The organism is Microvirga sp. GCM10011540 (assembly GCF_042650665.1).
In the GTDB taxonomy this organism is placed as follows: Bacteria; Pseudomonadota; Alphaproteobacteria; order Rhizobiales; family Beijerinckiaceae; genus Microvirga; species Microvirga lenta.
Genome location: NZ_JBHSBQ010000038.1, coordinates 78,801 through 100,018 on the forward strand (window position 1 = coordinate 78,801; position 21,218 = coordinate 100,018).

General features: G+C 64.9%; 22 protein-coding genes. 18 read left to right on the forward strand and 4 right to left on the reverse strand.

The annotated features are described in order from the left end of the window. Window positions 1-358 precede the first annotated feature (358 nt). The 8 genes from ACFOYU_RS13330 (at window position 359) to phoB (ending at window position 8,283) form a co-directional block, all read left to right on the forward strand. On the forward strand, window positions 359-1,303 hold the full coding sequence (locus ACFOYU_RS13330; RefSeq protein WP_377033968.1) for a lysylphosphatidylglycerol synthase domain-containing protein: 945 nt from the start codon (window positions 359-361) through the stop codon (window positions 1,301-1,303). 101 nt (window positions 1,304-1,404) lie between these two features. Further along, complete coding sequence (locus ACFOYU_RS13335; protein WP_377033983.1) at window positions 1,405-2,724, forward strand: ATP-binding protein; 1,320 nt, start codon at window positions 1,405-1,407, stop codon at window positions 2,722-2,724. 319 nt (window positions 2,725-3,043) lie between these two features. Continuing rightward, a complete protein-coding gene (pstS, locus tag ACFOYU_RS13340; protein WP_226742640.1) occupies window positions 3,044-4,087 on the forward strand; it encodes a phosphate ABC transporter substrate-binding protein PstS in 1,044 nt (347 codons plus the stop codon). Between the two features lie 38 nt (window positions 4,088-4,125). Then, entirely contained in the window at window positions 4,126-5,097 is a 972-nt protein-coding gene (gene pstC / locus ACFOYU_RS13345; RefSeq protein ID WP_377033969.1) for a phosphate ABC transporter permease subunit PstC, read from the forward strand. Between the two features lie 12 nt (window positions 5,098-5,109). Next, window positions 5,110-6,003, forward strand: coding sequence for a phosphate ABC transporter permease PstA (gene pstA, locus ACFOYU_RS13350; protein ID WP_377033970.1), 894 nt, complete (start codon window positions 5,110-5,112; stop codon window positions 6,001-6,003). Then, entirely contained in the window at window positions 6,000-6,818 is an 819-nt protein-coding gene (gene pstB, locus ACFOYU_RS13355) for a phosphate ABC transporter ATP-binding protein PstB (protein ID WP_377033971.1), read from the forward strand. Before pstA ends, pstB begins: the two co-directional genes overlap by 4 nt. 26 nt (window positions 6,819-6,844) lie before the next feature. Then, window positions 6,845-7,558, forward strand: a complete 714-nt coding sequence (gene phoU, locus ACFOYU_RS13360; protein ID WP_226742644.1) for a phosphate signaling complex protein PhoU — start codon at window positions 6,845-6,847, stop codon at window positions 7,556-7,558. A 2-nt stretch (window positions 7,559-7,560) separates the two neighbouring features. Beyond that, complete coding sequence (gene phoB, locus ACFOYU_RS13365) at window positions 7,561-8,283, forward strand: phosphate regulon transcriptional regulator PhoB (RefSeq protein ID WP_226742645.1); 723 nt, start codon at window positions 7,561-7,563, stop codon at window positions 8,281-8,283. 88 nt (window positions 8,284-8,371) lie between these two features. On the opposite strand, the gene ACFOYU_RS13370 is transcribed toward phoB, so the two are convergent. Further along, complete coding sequence (locus ACFOYU_RS13370) at window positions 8,372-8,902, reverse strand: GcrA family cell cycle regulator (protein WP_377033972.1); 531 nt, start codon at window positions 8,900-8,902, stop codon at window positions 8,372-8,374. Window positions 8,903-9,280: 378 nt separating this feature from the next. On the opposite strand from ACFOYU_RS13370, the gene ACFOYU_RS13375 reads away from it, so the two are divergent. Genes ACFOYU_RS13375 through ACFOYU_RS13385 form a run of 3 tightly spaced genes read left to right on the forward strand, consistent with a single transcriptional unit; the run spans window position 9,281 to window position 12,404 of the window. Continuing rightward, on the forward strand, window positions 9,281-10,489 hold the full coding sequence (locus ACFOYU_RS13375; protein WP_377033973.1) for an aspartate aminotransferase family protein: 1,209 nt from the start codon (window positions 9,281-9,283) through the stop codon (window positions 10,487-10,489). Further along, window positions 10,486-11,412 (forward strand): ornithine carbamoyltransferase, encoded by a 927-nt coding sequence (argF, locus tag ACFOYU_RS13380; RefSeq protein WP_226742648.1) that lies wholly within the window; start codon window positions 10,486-10,488, stop codon window positions 11,410-11,412. Before ACFOYU_RS13375 ends, argF begins: the two co-directional genes overlap by 4 nt. After that, complete coding sequence (locus tag ACFOYU_RS13385; RefSeq protein WP_377033974.1) at window positions 11,409-12,404, forward strand: Hsp33 family molecular chaperone; 996 nt, start codon at window positions 11,409-11,411, stop codon at window positions 12,402-12,404. The genes argF and ACFOYU_RS13385 overlap by 4 nt, the downstream gene beginning before the upstream one ends. On the opposite strand, the gene argE is transcribed toward ACFOYU_RS13385, so the two are convergent. Both argE and apaG read right to left on the reverse strand, forming a co-directional pair. Then, window positions 12,401-13,573, reverse strand: a complete 1,173-nt coding sequence (gene argE, locus ACFOYU_RS13390) for an acetylornithine deacetylase (protein ID WP_377033975.1) — start codon at window positions 13,571-13,573, stop codon at window positions 12,401-12,403. The two genes, ACFOYU_RS13385 and argE, sit on opposite strands and share 4 nt — an antisense overlap. A 7-nt stretch (window positions 13,574-13,580) precedes the next feature. Then, entirely contained in the window at window positions 13,581-13,973 is a 393-nt protein-coding gene (apaG, locus tag ACFOYU_RS13395; protein ID WP_226742651.1) for a Co2+/Mg2+ efflux protein ApaG, read from the reverse strand. A gap of 96 nt (window positions 13,974-14,069) precedes the next feature. Between apaG and ACFOYU_RS13400 the strand changes: the two genes are divergently transcribed. Further along, window positions 14,070-14,705: a CDP-alcohol phosphatidyltransferase family protein gene (locus tag ACFOYU_RS13400; protein WP_377033976.1), complete on the forward strand. Its 636-nt coding sequence runs from the start codon at window positions 14,070-14,072 to the stop codon at window positions 14,703-14,705. A gap of 74 nt (window positions 14,706-14,779) precedes the next feature. Then, the gene (locus ACFOYU_RS13405; RefSeq protein ID WP_377033977.1) at window positions 14,780-15,871 is read left to right on the forward strand and encodes a 2'-deoxycytidine 5'-triphosphate deaminase; all 1,092 of its coding nucleotides are present in this window, start codon (window positions 14,780-14,782) and stop codon (window positions 15,869-15,871) included. A gap of 35 nt (window positions 15,872-15,906) precedes the next feature. On the opposite strand, the gene ACFOYU_RS13410 is transcribed toward ACFOYU_RS13405, so the two are convergent. Then, a complete protein-coding gene (locus ACFOYU_RS13410) occupies window positions 15,907-16,608 on the reverse strand; it encodes a FadR/GntR family transcriptional regulator (protein WP_377033978.1) in 702 nt (233 codons plus the stop codon). 177 nt (window positions 16,609-16,785) lie between these two features. On the opposite strand from ACFOYU_RS13410, the gene ACFOYU_RS13415 reads away from it, so the two are divergent. The 5 genes from ACFOYU_RS13415 to ACFOYU_RS13435 are packed head-to-tail and all read left to right on the forward strand — an operon-like array spanning window position 16,786 to window position 20,885. After that, window positions 16,786-17,772 carry an ABC transporter substrate-binding protein gene (locus ACFOYU_RS13415; RefSeq protein ID WP_377033979.1) on the forward strand — a complete coding sequence of 329 codons (987 nt, stop codon included), beginning with the start codon at window positions 16,786-16,788 and terminating at the stop codon, window positions 17,770-17,772. A 10-nt stretch (window positions 17,773-17,782) separates the two neighbouring features. Beyond that, entirely contained in the window at window positions 17,783-18,616 is an 834-nt protein-coding gene (locus ACFOYU_RS13420; protein WP_226742656.1) for an ABC transporter permease, read from the forward strand. A gap of 1 nt (window position 18,617) precedes the next feature. Beyond that, window positions 18,618-19,418, forward strand: coding sequence for an ABC transporter ATP-binding protein (locus tag ACFOYU_RS13425; protein ID WP_226742657.1), 801 nt, complete (start codon window positions 18,618-18,620; stop codon window positions 19,416-19,418). Window positions 19,419-19,428: 10 nt separating this feature from the next. After that, on the forward strand, window positions 19,429-20,181 hold the full coding sequence (locus ACFOYU_RS13430; protein WP_377033980.1) for an ABC transporter permease: 753 nt from the start codon (window positions 19,429-19,431) through the stop codon (window positions 20,179-20,181). Continuing rightward, window positions 20,181-20,885: a fumarylacetoacetate hydrolase family protein gene (locus ACFOYU_RS13435; protein ID WP_377033984.1), complete on the forward strand. Its 705-nt coding sequence runs from the start codon at window positions 20,181-20,183 to the stop codon at window positions 20,883-20,885. The genes ACFOYU_RS13430 and ACFOYU_RS13435 overlap by 1 nt, the downstream gene beginning before the upstream one ends. Window positions 20,886-21,218 lie beyond the last annotated feature (333 nt).

The window sequence follows — 21,218 nt, forward strand, 5'->3', positions numbered from 1 at the left end:
GTCCCCCTGGCATCGGTTGCCTTCCGGTCAGCTTCGTTGTTGAAGCCATAGTTCTAGGCCTTTTAAGAGCTTGGCAAGTCGTCCCGATGCAATCCGTGGCATCTCCGGGCCGGAAGTTGCCCGGGAGTAGCCCCGCGGCCCGAAAGTCATTAAGGATCGCTCCGCGTCTGGTGGTTCGCCGTTCGAGCACATAGATGCAGGGCTGCTCGTCGAAAGATCGGCGGCGTTTCCCGAGCTGAGGCTGGTTTCTTTTTTCATGAATGACATGAGCCCCAATCCGGTTTCTCCACCGGCCATTGCGTCGGCAGACGCACTCCATCCGAAGGAGCGGCGATCCCACCGCTTCGCCTGGATCGGGATGGCTGCGAGCATCCTGCTGTTCGGGGCTTCCCTCGTCGTGCTCTGGCACATTGTTTCGGAAATCGACACCAACGAACTCAAGGCGGCCTTCACGGCCGCCAGCTTCCGCCAGATCGGCTTGGCGGTGCTCTTTACCGCTGTCAGCTACGGTCTGCTGACCTGCTACGACGCCATCGCCTTGCGGCAGTTGAAGCTGCACATCCCGTATCGCACGACGGCACTCGCGTCGTTCACGAGCTATGCCGTCAGCTTCACCCTGGGGTTCCCGTTGCTGACGGCGGGAACGGTCCGCTATTGGATCTACGCCTCGAAGGGCGTCAGCGGGGCGCGGGTGGCGAGCCTCACGGTCATTGCCGGCGTGACCTTCTGGCTCGGCATGGCGCTGGTTCTGTCCTGGAGCATGATCAGGCAGGCGGACGACGTGGCCAGCCTCGTCTATACGAGCATCTGGCTCAATCAGTTCGTCGGCCTGTCCGCGGGCATTTTCGTGGTGGGCTATCTCGTCTGGGTTTCCATCAAGCGCCGGATGGTCAAGATTCAGGGCTGGAAACTCGAACTGCCGGGGTTCCGCCTCTCGATCGCACAGATCCTGATCGGAGCCGTCGATGTCTGCGCCGGAGCCGGGGTGCTCTTCGTCCTGCTGCCGGGCGGCCACAACATCAGCTTCGAAACGTTCGTGGCCGTCTATATCTTTGCCGTCATGCTGGGGGTGGCCAGTCATGCTCCGGGCGGGCTCGGCGTCTTCGAGGCCACGATCCTGCTGGCTCTCTCGAGCTATCCGCGGGAGCCGGTTCTCGGCGCCCTTCTGCTCTACCGGCTGTGCTACTACCTCGTCCCGTTCGTGGTGGCGCTGGCCCTGCTGGGGGCCTACGAGATCCGCAACCGGATGAAGATTTCGCGCGACGCCTTCAAGCCCGACGAGGAAGAAGCGCTCGCGGAATAACCGGCCCCTGGGCATCGTGGATGACACCGGCGGGCGTCTCCCCTAAATAGGGCGTGCCATTCCTTTCGGATCTTCAGCCTCCGATGAACGAACCAGACGACATGAGGGCGCAGGACGAGCCTGAGCGCGCCGGCTCCCCGGTCCGTCGTAGCGCCGTTCGCGGCGCCTTGGTCGCAAGCCTCGTGTTCGTTGCGCTCGCCGCGTTCCGAGGCCAGTGGGATGCTTGGTTGCTGGCAGCGGCCGTCGTTTCGATCTCCCTCGCGGCTACCGTCGGAGGTTCCAGACGGGGGCTTGGAGAAGGGCTTCTGGGAACCCGCAGTCGCCTCCAGTCGAGGGAGGCGCGGCGGACTGGCATCGCCGAGGCGCTTCTGGCCCATATCCCGGACCCGGTGATCCTCGTCGATCAGCGGGCGCTCGTGGTGGAGGCCAACGCGGCCGCCCGCGCGCTGCTGCCGGGCTTGAAGACCGAACATCCCTTGTCCTTCGCCCTGCGCAGTCCCGACGTGCTCGACGGCATCGACGAGGTCCTGGTTTCGGGCGCGCCGCTGCGGATCGAGTATTCGGAGCGGGTTCCGACGGAACGGACGTTCGAGGTCCATATCGGCCCGCTGAAGGGCGACTCATCCCAGATCGGGGTGCAGTCGGGCGTCGTCCTGTTCTTCCGCGACCAGACCTCGGCACGGCGCCTGGAAGCCATGCGCGCGGACTTCGTGGCCAATGCGAGCCATGAGTTGCGCACCCCCCTCGCGTCGCTTCTCGGCTTCATCGAGACCCTGCAGGGGCCGGCTCGGGACGATGCCCGCGCCCGGGAGAGGTTCCTCGACATCATGCGGGGGCAGGCGCACCGCATGAAGCGCCTGATCGACGACCTCCTGTCCCTGTCGCGCATCGAGATGCGGGCCCATGTCCTTCCCACGGAGGCGGTCGACCTCATGTCCATCGTCGCGCAGATGGTCGAAACCCTCACGCCCTTGGCGAGAGACCGGGGGGTAACGATCCAGGCGCGCCTTCCCGACCGCCCCGTGCCGGTGCTGGGAGACCGCGACGAACTCCTGCGCGTCATGGAGAACCTGATCGAGAACGCGGTGAAATACGGCGAGAGCGGCGGCAGGGTCGATGTCGAGTTGGCGCCCCTCCAGCCTTCGGGCGGCGAAGCGCGGCCGCAGGTGGTGCTCTCCGTCCGCGACTATGGACCGGGCATCGCGCCGGAGCATCTGCCACGCCTTACGGAGCGGTTCTACAGGGTCGATGTCGCGGAGAGCCGCGACAAGGGCGGCACGGGGCTCGGCCTCGCCATCGTCAAGCATATCATCAACCGCCACCGCGGAATCCTGGATATCTCGAGCGAACCCGGCCGCGGGGCTTGCTTCACGGTAACGATCCCGGAGGCGGTTCAGGGCGAGACAGCCGGTCCCCAATAAGCCGTTCTGTCAAAGACCGGAACCCGCGGTCAAGATTGCTTTCCCAGGCGTTGTCTTCGCGGCGTCGGGCGCCGCCCATCCAGCAGCCTCGGTCTAAGCTACGCTGATTGCTCGATTTATCGAGCTTCGCCGGCTGAACTTCATTCGCGTTGGTCACGTTGTCTTGAACGGGTGGCCGGATGCTGGCGGCGGGCGTTGTCACTGAACTGTCATCCAACTGTCGTAGACGAGACATCGGAAGATCCTAGCTGTCCCGGCGGCAACGGCATGTCCATCGATCGGTCTGCCTGCCACGCTTGTACAAACAGGGAGAAGTTTCGTGAAAATTCTGTCCTACGCCTTCGCGGCCGGCCTCGCCGTCGCCTCGTTTTCGACCGCTGCCAATGCTGCTGACATCACTGGCGCAGGCGCGACCTTTCCCTTCCCGGTCTATTCGAAATGGGCCGAGGCCTACAAGAAGGAGACGGGGAACGGCCTGAACTATCAGTCGATCGGCTCCGGTGGCGGAATCAAGCAGATCCAGGCCAAGACCGTCGATTTCGGCGCCACCGACGCCCCGATGAAGGGTGCCGATCTCGAGAAGAACGGCCTGTTCCAGTTCCCCACGGTGATGGGCGGCGTCGTTCCGGTCGTCAACGTCCAGGGCGTCGAATCCGGTCAGATCAAGCTGACGGGTGAAGTCCTGGCCGACATCTTCCGCGGCGAGATCGCCAAGTGGAACGATCCCAAGATCGCCCAGCTCAATCAGGGCGTGAAGCTCCCCGATGCGACGATCACTCCGGTCTACCGCTCCGACTCGTCGGGCACGACGAGCGTCTTCACGACCTACCTCTCGCAGGTCTCGAACGCCTGGGATTCGGAGTTCGGCGCCAACACCACCATCAGCTGGCCGGTCGGCCAGGGCGGCAAGGGCAACGAGGGCGTTGCCGCGACCGTGAAGCAGGTCCCGAACTCGATCGGCTATGTCGAGTACGCCTATGCCAAGCAGAACAACATTCCCTACGCTCTCGTCCAGAACAAGGACGGCCAGTATCCCAAGCCGGAAGACAAGTCCTTCCAGGCTGCTGCCGCCAATGCCAACTGGTCGGCTGCTCCGGGCTTCGGCATCTCCCTGACCAACCAGTCCGGCGCCGATGCTTGGCCGATCACTGCCCCGACCTTCATCCTGGTCTACAAGAACCCGGAGAAGCCTGAGCAGACCGCCGAGGTTCTGAAGTTCTTCGATTGGGCCTATAAGAACGGCGACAAGCTGGCTGCCGATCTCGACTACGTTCCGCTCCCCGACAACGTCGTGGGCCAGGTGCGCGATGCCTGGGCGAAGGAAATCAAGAACAAGTCGGGTGAGCCGGTCTACAAGATGTAATCGACCGACCGGTCAACAAGGATAGTGAGGAGCGGCGGATGACTGCTGTGTCTGATCAACTCGTCGCATCAAACGTGCAGATCGCCCGCCGCTCCTCCCACCACACTTCGGACCGTGTCTTCCGTTGGGCAAGCTACGGTTCGGCTCTGCTGGTCCTCGTCGTCCTCGCCGGCATCATCGGCTCCATGATCTACGGCGGCTGGCCGGCCTTCAGCGAATTCGGCTTCGGCTTCCTGACCTCGAGCGTCTGGAATGTCGGGCGGGACCAATACGGGGCCTGGGTCGCCATCGCCGGCACCCTTACCTCGGCTCTCATCGCCCTCGTGATCGGCGTGCCGATTTCCATCGGCATCGCCATCTTCCTCACCCAGCTCTGCCCATCCTGGCTGAGGCGGCCGGTCTCGACCACCATCGAGCTCCTGGCGGCGGTTCCGAGCATCATCTACGGCATGTGGGGCCTGTTCGTCTTCGCCCCGCTCTTCGCCCAGTTCGTCCAGATCCCGGTTTCCAACCTGGTCGAAGGGCTGCCCTTCTTCGGCACGGTCCTTTACGCCCGCGTCCCCTCGGGCGTCGGCGTGCTGACGGCGGGCATCATCCTCGCCATCATGATCATTCCGTTCATCGCCTCGATCACGCGCGACATCCTCGACCAGATCCCGACGATGCTGCGCGAGAGCGCCTATGGGGTGGGCTGCACCACCTGGGAGGTGGTCCGCTACGTCCTCCTCCCGCAGGCCGGCGTCAGCATCATCGGGGCCATCATGCTGGGGCTGGGGCGCGCCCTGGGCGAGACGATGGCCGTGACCTTCGTGATCGGCAATGCCAACCGCCTGTCCCTGTCGCTCTTCGATCCGGGTTCGACCATCGCATCCCGCATCGCCAACGAATTCAACGAGGCATCGGGCCTGCATCTCAATGCGCTGCTGGCGCTCGGATGCATCCTGTTCCTGGTGACCTTCACCGTTCTTGCCCTGGCGCGGTTCCTGATTTCCCGCGTCAAGGTCCATTGAGGAGGCTCGATCATGGATGCCACACCTCACCAGGTTTCGGCTGCGGCAGCTCCCGCCTGGGGGCGCGTCCGGCGCAGCCGGCAGACGGCGGACCGGGCCCTCAAGGTGATCAGCACGGTCTTCACCCTGCTCGGGATCGCGGTGCTGGGCTGGATCCTCGTGATGCTCATCGTCGAAGGCACCCGCGGCCTCTCCCTTGCAGTCTTCACCGAGACGACTCCGGGGCCGGGCACGGAAGGCGGCGGCATCGCCAACGCCATCGTCGGAAGCCTGGTTCTCACGTTCCTCGGCATCGTCGTCGCCACGCCCATCGGTGTCCTGGCCGGGACGTATCTCGCCGAATATGGCCGCGGCTCCAAGCTCGCCAGCGTGATCCGCTTCGTGAACGACATTCTGCTCGCCGCTCCGTCGATTCTCATCGGTCTCTTCGTCTACACCCTCATGGTGCAGCCCATGGGCGGGTATTCCGGCTGGGCCGGTGGCGTTGCGCTGGCGATCATCGCCATCCCCGTCATCGTGCGCACGACGGAGGACATGCTGCGCATCGTGCCGGGCTCCCTGCGCGAAGCGGGTGCGGCGCTCGGCGCGCCGATGTCGAAGGTGATCATACAGATCTCCTGGCGTGCGGCCCGGTCCGGCATGGTGACCGGCATCCTGCTCGCGACGGCGCGCATCGCAGGTGAAACGGCGCCGCTTCTCTTCACCGCCCTGAACAATAATTTCTGGTTCAGCCCGGACCTGATGGGCGGCGTCTCCAACCTGCCGGTCACGATCTACCAGTTCGCGCTCGCTCCTTACGAGAACTGGCGTGAACTCGCCTGGGCCGGCGCTCTCATCATTACCGTGTCGATCCTGGCGCTCTCCGTGGTGGCGCGCCTGCTCTTCAGGAAGGAACAAGCTCGATGAGCCAGATTTCCGTCTCCGCAGGCGGCGCCCTCGGAAATGCGCGCGTCGCCGATGCAAGCGCTCCCGCCCGCATCGCGGTTCGCGCGCTCAACTTCTACTACGGCGATTTCCACAGCCTGAAGAACATCTCCATGGATTTCTTCGACCGACAGGTCACGGCCCTGATCGGCCCCTCCGGCTGCGGGAAATCCACGCTGCTTCGCACCTTCAACCGCATCTACAGCCTCTATCCGGAGCAGCGGGCCGAAGGCGAGATCCTGCTCGACGGGCAGAACATCCTCTCGTCCTCGGTCGACGTGAACGAGTTGCGGGCGCGGGTGGGCATGGTGTTCCAGAAGCCTACGCCGTTTCCCATGTCGATCTACGACAATATCGCATTCGGCATCAGGCTCTATGAGAAGCTGCCCAAATCCGAACTCGACGGCCGCATCGAGGAGGCTCTTCGCAAGGCCGCCCTTTGGGACGAGGTGAAGGACAAGCTGCGCCAGTCGGGCATGGGTCTCTCCGGCGGCCAGCAGCAGCGTCTGTGCATCGCGCGCACCATCGCCCAGAAGCCCGAGGTGATCCTGCTCGACGAACCGACTTCGGCTCTCGACCCCATTTCGACCGGCAAGATCGAAGAACTGATCGAGCAGTTGCGCTCCGAGTTCACTATCGTGATCGTCACGCACAACATGCAGCAGGCGGCGCGTATCTCTCAGTTCACGGCGTTCATGTATCTTGGCGAGCTGGTCGAGTTCGGGCCGACGAACAAGATGTTCATGAACCCGAGCAAGAAACAGACCCAGGATTACATTACGGGCCGCTTCGGTTGACCGAGGCGCTTCAAGGGAGGCTTTCCATGGCGGAGCATATCGTCAGCTCCTACGACAACGACCTGCAGGGTCTCCGGCGACGGATCACCGAGATGGGCGGCATCGCCGAGAAGATGCTCGTCGACTCCATCGCCGCCCTGGTCCGTCACGACAAGGGCTTGGCCCAGAGCGTCATCACATCCGACAGCCGCCTCGACGTGCTGCAGCGCGAGGTGGAGGAAAGCGCCATCCTGACCATCGCGCGGCGCCAACCGCTGGCGGTCGATCTGCGCGAGACCATTTCGGCGATCCGCGTTTCGGGCGACGTCGAGCGCATCGGCGATCTGGCGAAGAACATCGCAAAGCGGGCGCTCGCCATCGGCGAGGAGTTCCAGCCGCAGAAGATCGTGCTGGGCCTGCAGCACATGAGTGATCTCGTCCTGGGACAGCTGAAGGATGTTCTCGACGCCTATGCGCAGCAGGACACGGTGCGGGCCGTCGACGTGTGGCGGCGCGACGGAGCCATCGACGCGCTCTACACGTCGCTCTTCCGCGAGCTCCTGACCTACATGATGGAGGATCCGCGCAACATCTCGTTCTGCACGCATCTCCTGTTCTGCGCCAAGAACATCGAGCGCATCGGCGACCACACCACCAACATCGCGGAGACGGTGCATTACCTCGTGCTCGGTGAGAATCTGGCGATCGACCGGCCCAAGAACGACCGTTCGATCGATGCTGCGGTCAATGTTGGAGCCTGAGGATGGGGCCTCGTGTTCTGATCGTCGAGGATGAGGAGCCCCTCACGCTCCTGTTGCGATACAACCTGGAGGCGGAAGGTTACGAGGTCGACTCCGTCGCGCGGGGCGACGAGGCGGAAATCCGCCTGCGCGAGCAGGTGCCGGACATCGTGCTTCTCGACTGGATGCTGCCGGGCCTCTCCGGAATAGAACTGTGCCGGCGCATCCGCGTCCGCCCCGAGACGGAGCGTCTCCCGGTCATCATGCTCACCGCCCGTGGCGAGGAAGGAGACCGCATCCGCGGTCTTTCCACGGGAGCGGACGACTACATCGTCAAGCCGTTCTCCGTGCCGGAACTCCTCGCCCGCGTCCGGGCGCTCCTGCGTCGCACCAAGCCGGCGCATATCGCAACCGTCCTGACGGCCGGCGACATGGAACTCGACCGCGAGACCCACCGCGTCCGGCGCAACGGCAAGGAGCTCCACCTCGGCCCGACGGAGTTTCGCCTGCTGGAATTCCTGATGCAGAGCCCGGGGCGGGTCTTCAGCCGTGAGCACCTGCTCAATGCGGTCTGGGGTCACGACGTCTATATCGACGAGCGCACCGTCGACGTGCATGTCGGGCGCTTGCGCAAGGCGATCAATCTGCCTCGGCAGCCCGATCCGATCCGAACCGTGCGCGGCGCCGGCTATTCCTTCGACGAGACATTCGCCCGCTCCGAACCGCCTCAGAACGTCAGCGCCTGAACGGGGCAATCTCAAACATATAAGGCCGCGTGAGCATTCTCACGCGGCCTCTTGTTTTTATCGGTTCGGTCCTGGTCCTCGTCGCGCCTCAGGCGCGGGCGAGCTTGCGTTCACGCTTGCGGTCGGTCACCGGCTGGTAGGCGATCCGGGCGTGGTGTGTGCAGTAGGGCAGGCCCGTGATGGAGCGGGCGCCGCAGAAGCGAAATTCCGGCTTGGTCGGATCGCCCATGGGCCAGCGGCACATGGACTCGCGCAGGTCCATGATCGTCACGCGTTCGGACATGGGGATGGCCACGTCGTCTCCGGCGAGGATTTCGGGCTCCTCCTCGATCAGCGGAGGCTGCGGGAGGGGGGCCACCACCACGTTGCTGCGATCGGGAGGTGCGATCGGAGCAGGCGCGCTGGGCGCGCGAGCGGCCTTGCGCGGACGCTGGGCGGTCGACGCGGCCTTGTCCTTGGCGCGCCCCGACAGGCCGAGGCGGTGAACCTTGCCGATCACCGCATTGCGGGTCACGTTTCCGAGTTCTGCCGCGATTTGGCTCGCACTCAAGCCGTCGGACCAGAGCTTCTTCAGAAGCTCGACCCTCTCATCCGTCCAAGTAACGCCCGCATCTATCATTTCTTTTCCCGCCTCCATCGGGGCCGTCCGGTTCAGGGCCGAATCCGTTATGCATCGCGGACAGAGTTTTTGTGTCCGACCGCGTTGCTGGGATCGCTCCTGAGGGTGAAAACCGCCGCACGAAACGTCGTATTCGACGGCTCTGAAGTTACTAGATGGGTGGACTCGGGCGCAAGAGTCCCCGAACAGGCCCTGTCGTTTTCCCCAGGGAACTCACCCCGGGGCCGTTTCCCGCGTGATGTCTCGCATCATTTCTCTTGAATTGACAGGGTCTTCGGCCTCGTTAGAATCCGTTCCCGTGCCGCCCCGCTTGGGCGGCGCTTTCTTTTTCCGGGCCCCAGGGTGCGACCTTGGGTCCCTCAAGGCGGAGACGACCCCGTGACATCGCCATTGCTGCAAACCTATGCACGCGCCGATATTTCCTTCGAGAAGGGGGAGGGCCCCTGGCTTTTCGGCCGAGATGGCGAGCGATATCTGGATTTCGGGGCCGGCATCGCCGTCAATGCCCTCGGCCATGCCCATCCCCATCTGGTGAGGGCCCTGACCGAGCAGGCCTCCAAGCTCTGGCACACCTCGAATCTCTATCAGATCCCCGAGGGCGAGCGGCTGGCTAAGCGCCTGGTGGAAAACACTTTTGCCGACGTGGTCTTCTTCTCCAACTCGGGGGCCGAGGCCAACGAGGCGGCCATCAAGATGGCTAGGAAGCACCATGCCTCCAAGGGGCATCCCGAGCGCTTCCGCATCGTCACCTTCGAGGGCGCCTTCCATGGCCGGACCCTCGCCACCATCGCGGCAGGCGGCCAGGCCAAGTATCTGGAGGGCTTCGGCCCGAAGGTGGAGGGCTTCGATCAGGTGCCCTTCGACGACCTCGAGGCGCTGAAGGCCGCCATCGGGCCCGAGACGGCCGCTCTCATGATCGAGCCGATCCAGGGCGAGGGCGGCATCCGGCCGGTCCCGAACGCATTCCTGCGGGAGCTGCGCAATCTGTGCGACGCCAACGGCCTTCTTTTGATCTTCGACGAGATCCAGACCGGCGTCGGCCGCACGGGCAAGCTTTTCGCCTATGAGTGGACCGGGGTGACCCCCGACATCATGACCGTCGCCAAGGGCATCGGCGGAGGCTTCCCCATGGGCGCCTGCCTCGCCACGGCCGAGGCTGCGAGCGGCATGACCGTGGGTTCCCACGGAACCACCTTCGGCGGCAATCCCCTGGCCATGGCCGTCGGGAACGCGGTGCTGGACGTGATCCTGGAGCCGGGCTTCCTGGAGAGGGTGGAGCACATGGGCCTTCTGCTCAGGCAGCGCTTGGCCGAGCTCAAGGACCGTCACCCGGCCGTCATTGCCGAGGTGCGGGGCTCGGGCCTCATGATGGGGCTGCGCACCCATGTGCCGAACACCGATTTCATTGCCGCCGCGCGCGCCCAGAAAATCATCCTGATCGCGGCGGGCGACAACGTCACCCGTCTCCTGCCGCCGCTGATCGTCAACGATGCCGACGTCGCGGAGGCGATGAACCGTCTCGATGCGGCCTGCGCAGCCATCGAGGCCGATCTGAAAGCCACCGCTCAGCGGGGAGCCGCCGAATGAAGACCCGTCACTTTCTCGATCTCAGCGACCTCTCCGGTGCGGAGATCCGCCACGTCCTGAACGTCGGAGCCGCAATCAAGGGCCGCCGCCGCCGGGGCGAGCGGGCCAAGGACCGTCCCCTCGAGGGCAAGGTCCTGGCCATGGTCTTCGACAAGCCCTCCACCCGCACGCGCGTGTCGTTCGACGTGGGCATGCGGGAGCTCGGCGGCGAAACGCTGATGCTCACGGGCAAGGAGATGCAGCTCGGCCGCGGCGAGACCATCGCCGATACGGCCCGGGTCCTCTCCCGTTACGTCGACGCCATCATGATCCGCACCCTGGACCATGCGATGGTGACGGAGCTGGCCGAGCACGCCTCGATCCCGGTCATCAACGGCCTCACCAAGATGACCCATCCCTGCCAGATCATGGCGGACGTGATGACTTTCGAGGAGCATCGCGGCTCGATCGAGGGCCGGACGATCGCCTGGACGGGCGATGCCAACAACGTCCTGGCATCCTGGGTTCACGCCGCGGCCCGGCTCAATTTCACCCTGAAGATCGCCTCGCCGCCGGAACTCGCTCCCCGCCCAGAGCTTTTGCAATGGGCGAGGAAAGAAGGAGCGGAGATCGTCGTGACGACCGATGCCTTTGAAGCCGCGGAAGGAGCCCATGCGGTCGTGACCGATTGCTGGGTCTCCATGGGCGACGAGGACGAATTCCGCCGCCACAACCTTCTCAAGCCCTATCAGGTGAACAGCAAGCTCATGGGCGTGGCCCAGAAAGACGCTCTGTTCATGCATTGCCTCCCGGCCCATCGCGGCGAGGAGGTGACGGACGAAATCATGGACGGCCCGCAATCGGTCGTCTTCGATGAGGCCGAGAACCGGCTTCACGCACAGAAAGGCATCCTGGCGTGGTGCCTGGGAGCAGCAGAGGCATGACTTCAGCCCCGTTCGAAGGCCAAGACGACGTCGTTCTGCCCTTCGCGGTCGAACCTCTCGACGTGCGCGGGCGTATCGTCCGTCTCGGCGCTTCGGTCGACACCATCCTGAGCCGTCACGCTTATCCGGCCGCCGTCTCCCGCGTTCTCGGAGAGGCCGCGGCCCTGACGGTTCTTCTGGGCTCGTCGCTCAAGTTCGAGGGCCGGTTCCAGCTTCAGACCAAGACGGACGGGCCGATCGAGATGATCGTGGTCGATTTCGACGCGCCCGATCGCCTGCGTGCAATGGCGCGCTTCGACAAGGAGAAGCTCGACGCCCTCGGTACGGGAACGCTGAAGACCGGCGATCTGGTGGGTTCGGGCTATCTTGCGATGACCATCGACCAGGGCAGCGACCGCAGCCGCTATCAGGGCGTCGTCGCGCTCGAGGGACAGGATTTCCAGGAAGCGGCGCATCAGTATTTCCGTCAGTCCGAGCAGATCCCGACCCAGGTCCGGCTCGCGGTCGCCGAGCAGTTCGAGGACGGACGGCACACCTACCGGGCGGGCGGGCTGATGATCCAGTTCCTGCCCTCGTCTCCGGACAGGCTGCGGCAGGCCGACCTCGATCCGGGCGACATTCCGGAAGGGCATCCGTCCCACGATCTCGTGGCGCCGTCGGAGGACGATGCCTGGCTCGAGGCGAAGTCGCTCATGGCGACGGTCGAGGATCACGAACTGGTCGATCCCGCGGTATCGAGCGAACGTCTGCTCTATCGCCTCTTCCACGAGCGCGGCGTGCGGGTTTTCGAAGGGCTGAGCGTGCACGAGGAGTGCCGCTGCTCCAGGACCCGCATCATGTCCATGATGCGCCGGTTCTCGGCGGAGGATCGCCGCGACATGGTCGGCGACAATGGCCGCATCGGGATTACCTGCGAGTTCTGCTCGGAGTTCTACGATCTCGATCCCGCCGACGTGGAGGCCGAGATCGCGAAGGCCGAGGAATCGGCCTAAGAATTCGCGCAGGTGGCGGCGAGGCGGCGCATGAAGGCGGCGCCCGCCTCGAGCTGCTCCAGCGTAATGTACTCGTCCGGCTGGTGCGCCTGGTTGATCGATCCGGGCCCGCACACCACCGTGGGAATTCCGGCGGCCTGGTAATGTCCGGCCTCCGTGCCGAAAGGCACGGTCTCGGTCTGGTTGCGGCCCGCGAGCCGCAGGACCAGAGTTTCCGCCGCGGAGCCAGGCTCGGGCGCGAGGCCCGGCACGGCGACTTCCAGATGGGTTTCGACACGGCCGAAATCGCCGAAGCGGTTGAGGCGCTTGAGGGCGACCTCCTGCACGAAGCGGTCGAGCCGGTTCGGGATCTCCTGCGGATCGAGGCTCGGCAGGCCCCTGAACTCCCAGTGGAACGAGCAGGACTTCGCCATGATGTTCCGCGCGGTTCCGCCATGGATGGTGCCGACATGCACGGTGGAGTAGGGCGGGTCGAAGCGGCCGCTCGGATCGCCGCGCTCCATCATCTCGTCCGCAATGCGGTTCAGTTCGCCGATCAGCTCCGCCGCCGTCATCACGGCGCTCGCGCCGAGATACGGCTTCGACGAATGGGCCTCGAAACCGTGCACGGTCGTGGTGAAGGTGACGACGCTCTTGTGCGCGTCCACCACCTCGAGGCTCGTCGGCTCGCCGACGATGGCGGCCTTCGGCATGGGCAGGTCTTGCCCGAGGCGGCGGATCCCCTCGACCACGCCCAGGCAGGTCGTCTCCTCGTCGTAGGAGAGCATGATGTTGATCGGCGTCTTCAGGCCCGCCGCCTGGAATTCGGGGACCAGCGCCAGGGCCAGCGCATCGAAGCCCTTCATGTCCACCGCGCCGCGCCCATAGGCGCGCCCGTTCTCCACGCGCAGCGTGAAGGGGTCGGTGGTCCAGGCCTGTCCCGTGACCGGCACCACGTCCGTGTGTCCCGACAGGACGATGCCGCTGCGGTCCTGAGGCCCGACGGTGGCATAGATCGCGGCCTTGTCGCCGGCCTCGTTGGGCAGGCGGACATAGGGCACGTTCCAGCTCTGGAGATAGCTCTCGACGAACTCGACGAGGGGAAGGTTCGAGTTCGACGTCACGGTGTCGAACGACACGAGCTTCGCCAGCATTTCGAGCGGCGTCAGCCGCTGACCTTGGACAGACATTCGGACCTCAATGAAGGATGCGTTTCGCTTGCGGGACGTCGAGGGAGAAGGCGGGGATTTCGGCTTCGAAGGTTTCGCCGTCCGCCGTCTCCATGATGTAGCTGCCCTGCATGGTGCCGTTGGGCGTCGGGAGAGGGCAGCCGCTCGTGTAGCTGTAGCTTTCGCCCGGACCCAGGACGGGCTGTTCGCCGACGACGCCCGCGCCGCGGACCTCCTGCACCTGTCCGTGGGCATCGACGATCTTCCAGTAGCGGGCCTTGAGCTGCACCCGGTGCAGGCCCGTATTGATGATCTCGACCGTGTAGGCGAAGAAATAGCGGCCATCGTCGGGGGACGATTCCTCGGGCATGTAGCGAGGCGTCACCGTCACGCTGATGCCGCGGGTTACAGCCTGATACATCGTGCTCCCTTTTGAGAACGGCGCTGGAAGAGGGCGTCAAGGCCGTGGTAAGGCCGCCATGGAGCCTCGTCAATCGGAGGCATCGGGAGAACCATCATGCTTGATGGATTGGCGCGGCGCCTGATCGACCCGCCCCTGGATCGCGCAGGGCGGAGCCTCGCAGGAGCAGGCGTCTCGGCCAACGCCGTGACGATGCTGGGCCTGGTCACGGGTCTTGCCGCCGCCTTGATGATCGCGCTGCGCTTCGATGGGGCGGCGCTGGTCCTGTTCGCGGTCAACCGGGTGCTCGACGGTCTCGATGGCGCCGTTGCCCGCTCGTCCGAGCGGACGGACCGGGGCGGCCTGCTCGACATCGTCTTCGACTTCACGGTCTATGGAGCCGTGCCGCTCGCCTTCGCCCTGCGGGAGCCGGATACGTTCGCGGTGCCGGCGGCGGTCCTCCTGATGTCGTTCTATGTGAACGGGGCCAGTTTCCTCGCCTTCGCGGCCATTGCGGCCAAGCGGGGTCTCGACACGCAGACGCGGGGGATCAAGTCGATCTACTTCTCGGCCGGTCTCATGGAGGGGACGGAAACGATCCTGTTCTTCCTCGCCATGATCCTCGTTCCCGCCTGGTTCCCCATCCTGGCCTATGCCTTTGCCGGCTTGACCTTCATGAGCGCCCTGGCCCGGATCGTGCTGGCCTGGTACGCCTTCCGGGACGAGGAGGAGGACGATGACGGAAGTTCTTGAGAATTCCGTAACATCTCTTAGAGATATTGCCTCGCTTGAACCTTGAAGAGGGCAGGGGCCCGTCGGAAGAACATATGGTTGCGTTGAGGGACGGGATCCAATCGGCTGATGCCATCATGCAGCTTGCGGAAGCGGGCGTGATCAGGCCGGAGACGCCTTTCGCCTCCGATCAGGTTCAGCCTGCGAGCCTCGACCTGCGGCTCGGGCGACGGGCTTACCGGGTTCGGGCGAGCTTCTTGCCCGGTCGCAACCACACGGTGCGGGACCGCCTTGCCCAGCTGAGCTTCCACGAGATCGACCTCGGCATCGGCGCCATCCTCGAGACGGGCAGCGTTTATATCGCCGAGTTGCAGGAGGGCCTTGCCTTGCCGGCTGACCTGTCCGCCGCGGCAAACCCGAAGAGCTCGACCGGCCGGATCGACGTCTTCACCCGGGTCATCACGGACCGGAGCCAGGAATTCGACACGATCGGAGCGGGCTACAGCGGTCCGCTTTACGCCGAAATCTCCCCCCGCACCTTTCCGGTCCTCGTCCGGACGGGCACGCGCCTGTCGCAGCTGCGCGTGCGAAAAGGGGCGGTGCGCCTCTCGGACGCCGAGCTCCATGCGCTGCACGAGCGGGAGAGGGTGGTCACCTCCGCCGAGCCCTCGATCCAGGACGGCGTGGCCGTCAGCGTGGATCTGGCGGGCTTCGGCTCCGACAATCTCATCGGCTACCGGGCCAAGCGGCATACGGGTCTCGTCGATGTGGACAAGCCCGGATCGTGCAGGATCGCGGATTTCTGGGAGCCGCTCTATGCCGACGCGAGCCAGACCCTGATCCTCGATCCCGGCCAGTTCTACATTCTCGCCTCCAAGGAGGCGGTGCATGTGCCGCCCGACTATGCGGCCGAGATGGTGCCCTTCGACCCCCTGGTCGGTGAGTTCCGGGTGCACTACGCTGGCTTCTTCGATCCCGGTTTCGGCCATGCGGGTGCGGGAGGCGAGGGTGCCCGCGCCGTGCTCGAGGTGCGCTCCCGCGACGTGCCCTTCATTCTGGAGCACGGCCAGATCGTCGGCCGTCTCGTCTATGAGCGGATGGCCGAGCGGCCAGCCGTTCTCTACGGCGCCGGGGCGGGTTCGAACTACCAGGCCCAGGGCCTGAAGCTGTCCAAGCACTTCCGGTAGGGCCGCGGCCGAAGCGGCGGCCGATATCCCGTCTCCTACTCCCCGGGAGCGGATTGCCGGTCGAGGAGATTGCGCTCCACCGTCTGCAGGTGGGCGCGCATCGCGGCGGCTGCGCCGTTCATGTCCCGGTTCGCGATCGCGTCGACAATGGCATCGTGCTCGGCGAAGCTGTGGTGGTCGGGGCGCGGCTTCACCGGGGTGGAGCGCAGGCGGCCCCAGGTGACGGCCCGGCGCAGCGCATTCAGAGTGTCGAAAATCCCCAGAAGCGGGGTGTTCTGCGCCGCCTCCGCGATGGTGCGGTGAAGGCGGTTGTCCCAGTTCTCGTACTGCCGCCACGTGGCAGCCTCGCGGGTGCGGGCCTGGCAGGTCCGCATCTCGGCGATATGCATGGGCGTCGCCGTGAGCGCGGCGGCGCGCGCGATCTCCGGCTCGATGATCAGGCGCGCCCGCATGACCTCGGCAGGGTTGGTTCTCTTCGCCAGGGCTGTCAGATCCGCAAAGGTGTCGATGGGCCGGCTGCCGACGAAGGTGCCTTTGCCCACGTGGCGCCAGATCTGCCCCTCGGCTTCGAGCGTGCCCAGCGCCTTGCGCAGTTCCGTCCGGGAGACGCCGAGGGCCTCCGACAGGTCCCGCTCAGGCGGCAGGCGCCCGTCCTCGGGCAGCTCCGCCTGCGCCAGATAGGCCCGCAGCTGCGTGACGGTGCCCCGCTCGGAGCCTGCTTCGCTGATCAACGTCATCCCAATAATCCAAACCAATACTGAATTGGTTGGAGATATGAAACACTGTGCAACGGTCGTCAAGGCCATTTCTTGTTGACACGCCTTCCACCCCAATTGTAACCATTATGTCATTGGTTGCGAATAACGCGGCCATCGAGAAGGTGGAACAACCGCCTGGGGCTTAGGGAGATGGAAATGTTCAAAGGATTCTCAGGTCTGAAGACAGGGGCTGCGGCGCTGGTCGTGAGCGCCGCGCTCATCGCCTCGGCCGAGGCCAAGGTCCGGGTTGCGTTCGGCGATATCGCCAGCGTTGAATCGCTGCATCTGCTGACGGCCCTGGAGCGTGCCAAGGAAAAGGGCGTCGATATCGAAATCACCTACCTGAAGTCGGAGGACATTGCGGCCCAGGCGGTCGTCAGTGGCCAGGCGGATATCGGCGTCGGAGGTCCTTATGCCCTGGTGCAGAAGGTCAAGGCGCCGGTCCGGATGTTCCTCCAGCTCTCGACGCTGCGGTTCTATCCGGCGGTGAACGGGGAATTCTACAAGACCTGGAAGGATCTCGACGGCCAGGAAATCGCCGTGCACTCCCGCGGCTCGGGCACCGAGGCCATCATGAAGCTGATGGAGGACCGCCAGGGCATCAAGTTCTCCAAGATCAGCTACATCCCGGGCTCCGAGGTGCGCACGGGCGCTCTTCTGCAGGGCAACGTCAAGGCGACCATCGTCGATGCCGCCGGCCGCCGCCTCCTCGAGACGCAGGCCCCCGGCAAGTTCGTCATTCTGCCCCTGGAGGGCGTGAACGCCACCGACGAAGCTCTGTTCGCGAACCAGACCTTCCTTGAAAAGAATGCCGAAGACGTCGACAAGATCGTCGAGTCGATCCTCACCACCTGGCGCGAGGTCACCGCCAATCCGGCGGTCGTCACCGAATGGCGGGCCAAGTACAAGCTTCTGCCCGACCTTCCGGCCTCCCAGGTCGAGGAGATCGTCCCGTACTTCACGGAGCTGGCGAAGGGCAAGGCGTTCCCGCTCAATGGCGGCGGCGCGGCTGCGGCCAAGGACGACTTCGCCTTCTACACCCTGTCCGGCCAGCTCACGGGCGATCCCTCCAGCCTGAAGGTGGAGAATTTCTGGGACACCCGCTCGCTCGACCGCGTCCTGTCCAAAGTCGGAACCATGTGAGGTGGGCGGTATGATGGCCTCCTCCCACGTGAACGGCCCCGTGCGGGCCGTCCATTCGCCGGCCGGCTGGGGCCTCGGCCTCGGCCGGCTGTTCGCCCGGTACCCCGCGATCTCGCGGATCCTGTCCCTGGGCCTGTTCTTCCTCGTGTGGGAAATCGCCGGGCGCGTGCCGATCAGCTATGCGTTCCCGACCTTTCTCGAAACCTTCTATGCCTTCGCGACGATGATCGCGGACGGCAGCCTGATCTCGGCCTACGGTTCGACCCTGCAGCCGCTGATCATCGGGATCGCCATCTCAGGGACCGTCGGAGTGGTGCTCGGGACCGTGATGGGATTGTCGCGGATGGCCGAGTGGCTTGTGGCGCCCTTGTTCATCGTCCTTCAATCCGCGCCCATGGCGGCGCTCATTCCGCTGATCACCTTCGTCTACGGCATCGGGCTCGCGGCCAAGACCCTCGCCGTCATCATGCTCGCCCTGCCGGTGATCGTGCTGAACGGCTACAAGGCGGTGCGCAACGCCAATCCCTCATTGGTTGCGATGTGCTACTCCTTCCAGGGCACGCGGCTCCAGCAGATCACCAAGGTCATTATTCCCGATGCGAGCCCGGTGATCTTCGCGGGCCTCCGACTCGGCCTCGCCGCCGGCTTCATCGGCGTCATCCTGGCGGAACTGCTCATCACGCCGACCGGAATCGGCGATCTCATCACCTATCATCGTTCCGTGGCGAACTACGCTGAGATGTATGCCGCCGTGGTCTCCATCATCCTGGTCTCGACCGTGACGCTCGCAGCCCTCGAGGCTTTCGAGATCCGCGTCCTGCGTCCCGAAAAGAGGAGGGGCTGACATGTCGATCCCCGCTGCCGTCGCTCATGTGGAACAGAGCGCAACCACCGACGCCGTCGTCGAAGTCCGCGGCATCTGCAAGAAATACGGAGAGGTCGAGGCCCTTCGCAACATCGATCTCGACTTTCCCCGCGGCAAGCTGACGACGCTCCTGGGGCCCTCCGGGTGCGGAAAGACGACGCTGCTCAAGATCATCGCGGGCCTCATCGAGCCGACTTCGGGCGAGGTGCGCGTGAGCGGGCGCCCCGTCTCGGGCCCCGGCCCCGAGCGGGCCTTCGTGTTCCAGGACTTCGCGCTGATGCCCTGGGCCACGGTGATGCGCAACGTCGCCTTCGGCCTCGAGCTGAAGGGGATGGGCAAGGCCGAGCGCCAGGCCATCGCCAGCAAGTACATCGCCGAGGTCGGGCTGTCCGGCTTCGAGGACAAGTACCCCCACGAGCTCTCCGGCGGCATGCGCCAGCGCGTGGGGCTGGCCCGGGCCTTCGCGGTGAATGCGGAGGTGCTGCTCCTCGACGAGCCGTTCTCGGCGGTGGACGAGCAGAACCGGCGCAAGTTCCAGGAGGATCTGCTGCGGCTCGTCGAGAAGGAGCGCAAGACCTTCATCTTCGTCACGCACAGCATCGAGGAAGCCGTCTACGTGTCCGACCGGATCGTGCTGCTCTCGCGGCGGCCCGGGCGGGTCTCGCAGATCATCGAGCCGAAGATCGACCGCACGGCCTCCCCCGATGCCATCCGCCGCGACCAGGGCTATCTCGATACGGTCGAGGAGATCTGGCAGGGCCTCAAGCACTACGTGGATTGAGGAGGCTGCCATGACAATCTACGGCTATCGGGTGCCCATGATGGCATCCCTCATCGTCTGGTGCCTGATCTGGGAACTGGTCGGACAATCCGGCGTGATGTTCCTGATCCCGCCTCTGTCGAGCATCCTGGCGTCCGCCGTGACGATGGTGCAGACCCAGACCTGGCAGGCGGCGGCGCTGATCACGCTGCACAGCTTCGTGATCGGCATGGCGCTCGCCATCCTGGTCGGCGTCACGCTCGGCGTCCTTATGGGCCGCCTCAAGGCGGTGGACGACCTCTTCGGGATCTGGGTCAACATCTTCGTGAGCGCTCCGCTCTCGGCCCTGGTCCCGGTGTTGATGATCCTGTTCGGCATGGGAGAGACGACGGTCATCGTCACCGTCTTCCTCTTCGCGGTATGGATCATCGTTCTGGACACGCGAGCCGGCATCCGTCACGTGCCGACTTCGCTCATCGAGATGGGACGCAGCTACGGCGCCTCTCCCTTCGCTCTTTACAGCAAGATCGTTCTCCTCGCGGCGCTTCCGGAGATCCTGGCAGGGATTCGACTGGGGCTGGTCCGCGGCGTAAAGGGTGTGGTGATCGGCCAGCTTCTGGTATCGATCATCGGATATGGCGAACTGTTCGAGCTTTATTCGCGCAGCTTCGACATGGAGAACTTCTGGGCCTTGACGATCATCCTCTTCGCTGCGGCGATGCTGATGTCGGCAGCCATCGAACACATCGAGAAAAAAGTCGAATACTACGCAGGAGTAAGATGATGAATGCGCCACTCTCCATGGCAGGCTACGTCGTACAGCCGCTGCCGATCCCGACGCTGCCGGTGAGGAACAGCGACAAGCTGTTCCCCGTCCACCGCATTTATTGCGTGGGCCGCAACTACGCCGAACACGCGATCGAGATGGGGCACGACCCCTCGAAGGAGCCCCCGTTCTTCTTCCAGAAGAACCCCGACAACATCGTGACCGACGGCAACTTCCCCTATCCGCCCCAGACCTCGGACGTGCACTACGAGATCGAGATGATCGTCGCGCTGGGCAAGGGCGGCAAGGACATCCCGGTGGAGCAGGCTCTCGATCATGTCTTCGGTTATGGCGTGGGGCTCGACATGACCCGCCGCGATCTGCAGGGCGAGGCCAAGAAGCTCGGCCGTCCCTGGGAAGTGGGCAAGGCCTTCGAGGCCTCCGCTCCCTGCTCTGAGCTTGTCCCGGCAAGCGAGGTCGGTCACCCCACCGAGGGCGCCGTGTCGCTGAAGGTCAACGGAGAGGTTCGCCAGCAGGGCGATCTCAACCAGATGATCTGGAAGGTGCCGGAGATGATCTCCTATCTCTCCGGATTGTTCACCCTGCAGCCCGGCGACATCATCATGTCGGGAACGCCCGCCGGCGTCGGCGCGGTCAAGCGCGGCGACGTGCTCCATGGCTTCGTCGAAGGCATCGGCGAGATCGAGGTTCGGGTCGTCTGACGTCGAGAAGGGTCGCACGGCGCGTTCAGGCGCCGTGCGACGGTAACGCAGCACCGCGGCGAGGCATTGCCCGCCGCGGTGTCACTTGCTTGCGGGCGTGTGCTCCGGTCCCTATGGTTCGGCGATCCTGGTCTCCCCGCTGAAGCGGCCGTTTTGTGCCGTGAGAAGTAATCGCGATGTATGGCATACCCCTGTTCGATCTGGCATGGCTGGCGGTGGCGCTGCTGCTGGCGGGCGCGCTCACCGGCCTGCTCGCCGGCGTCTTCGGCGTCGGCGGCGGCGCCGTGGCCGTGCCCATCCTCTACGAGCTCTTCCGCCTGGTGGGCGTGCCCG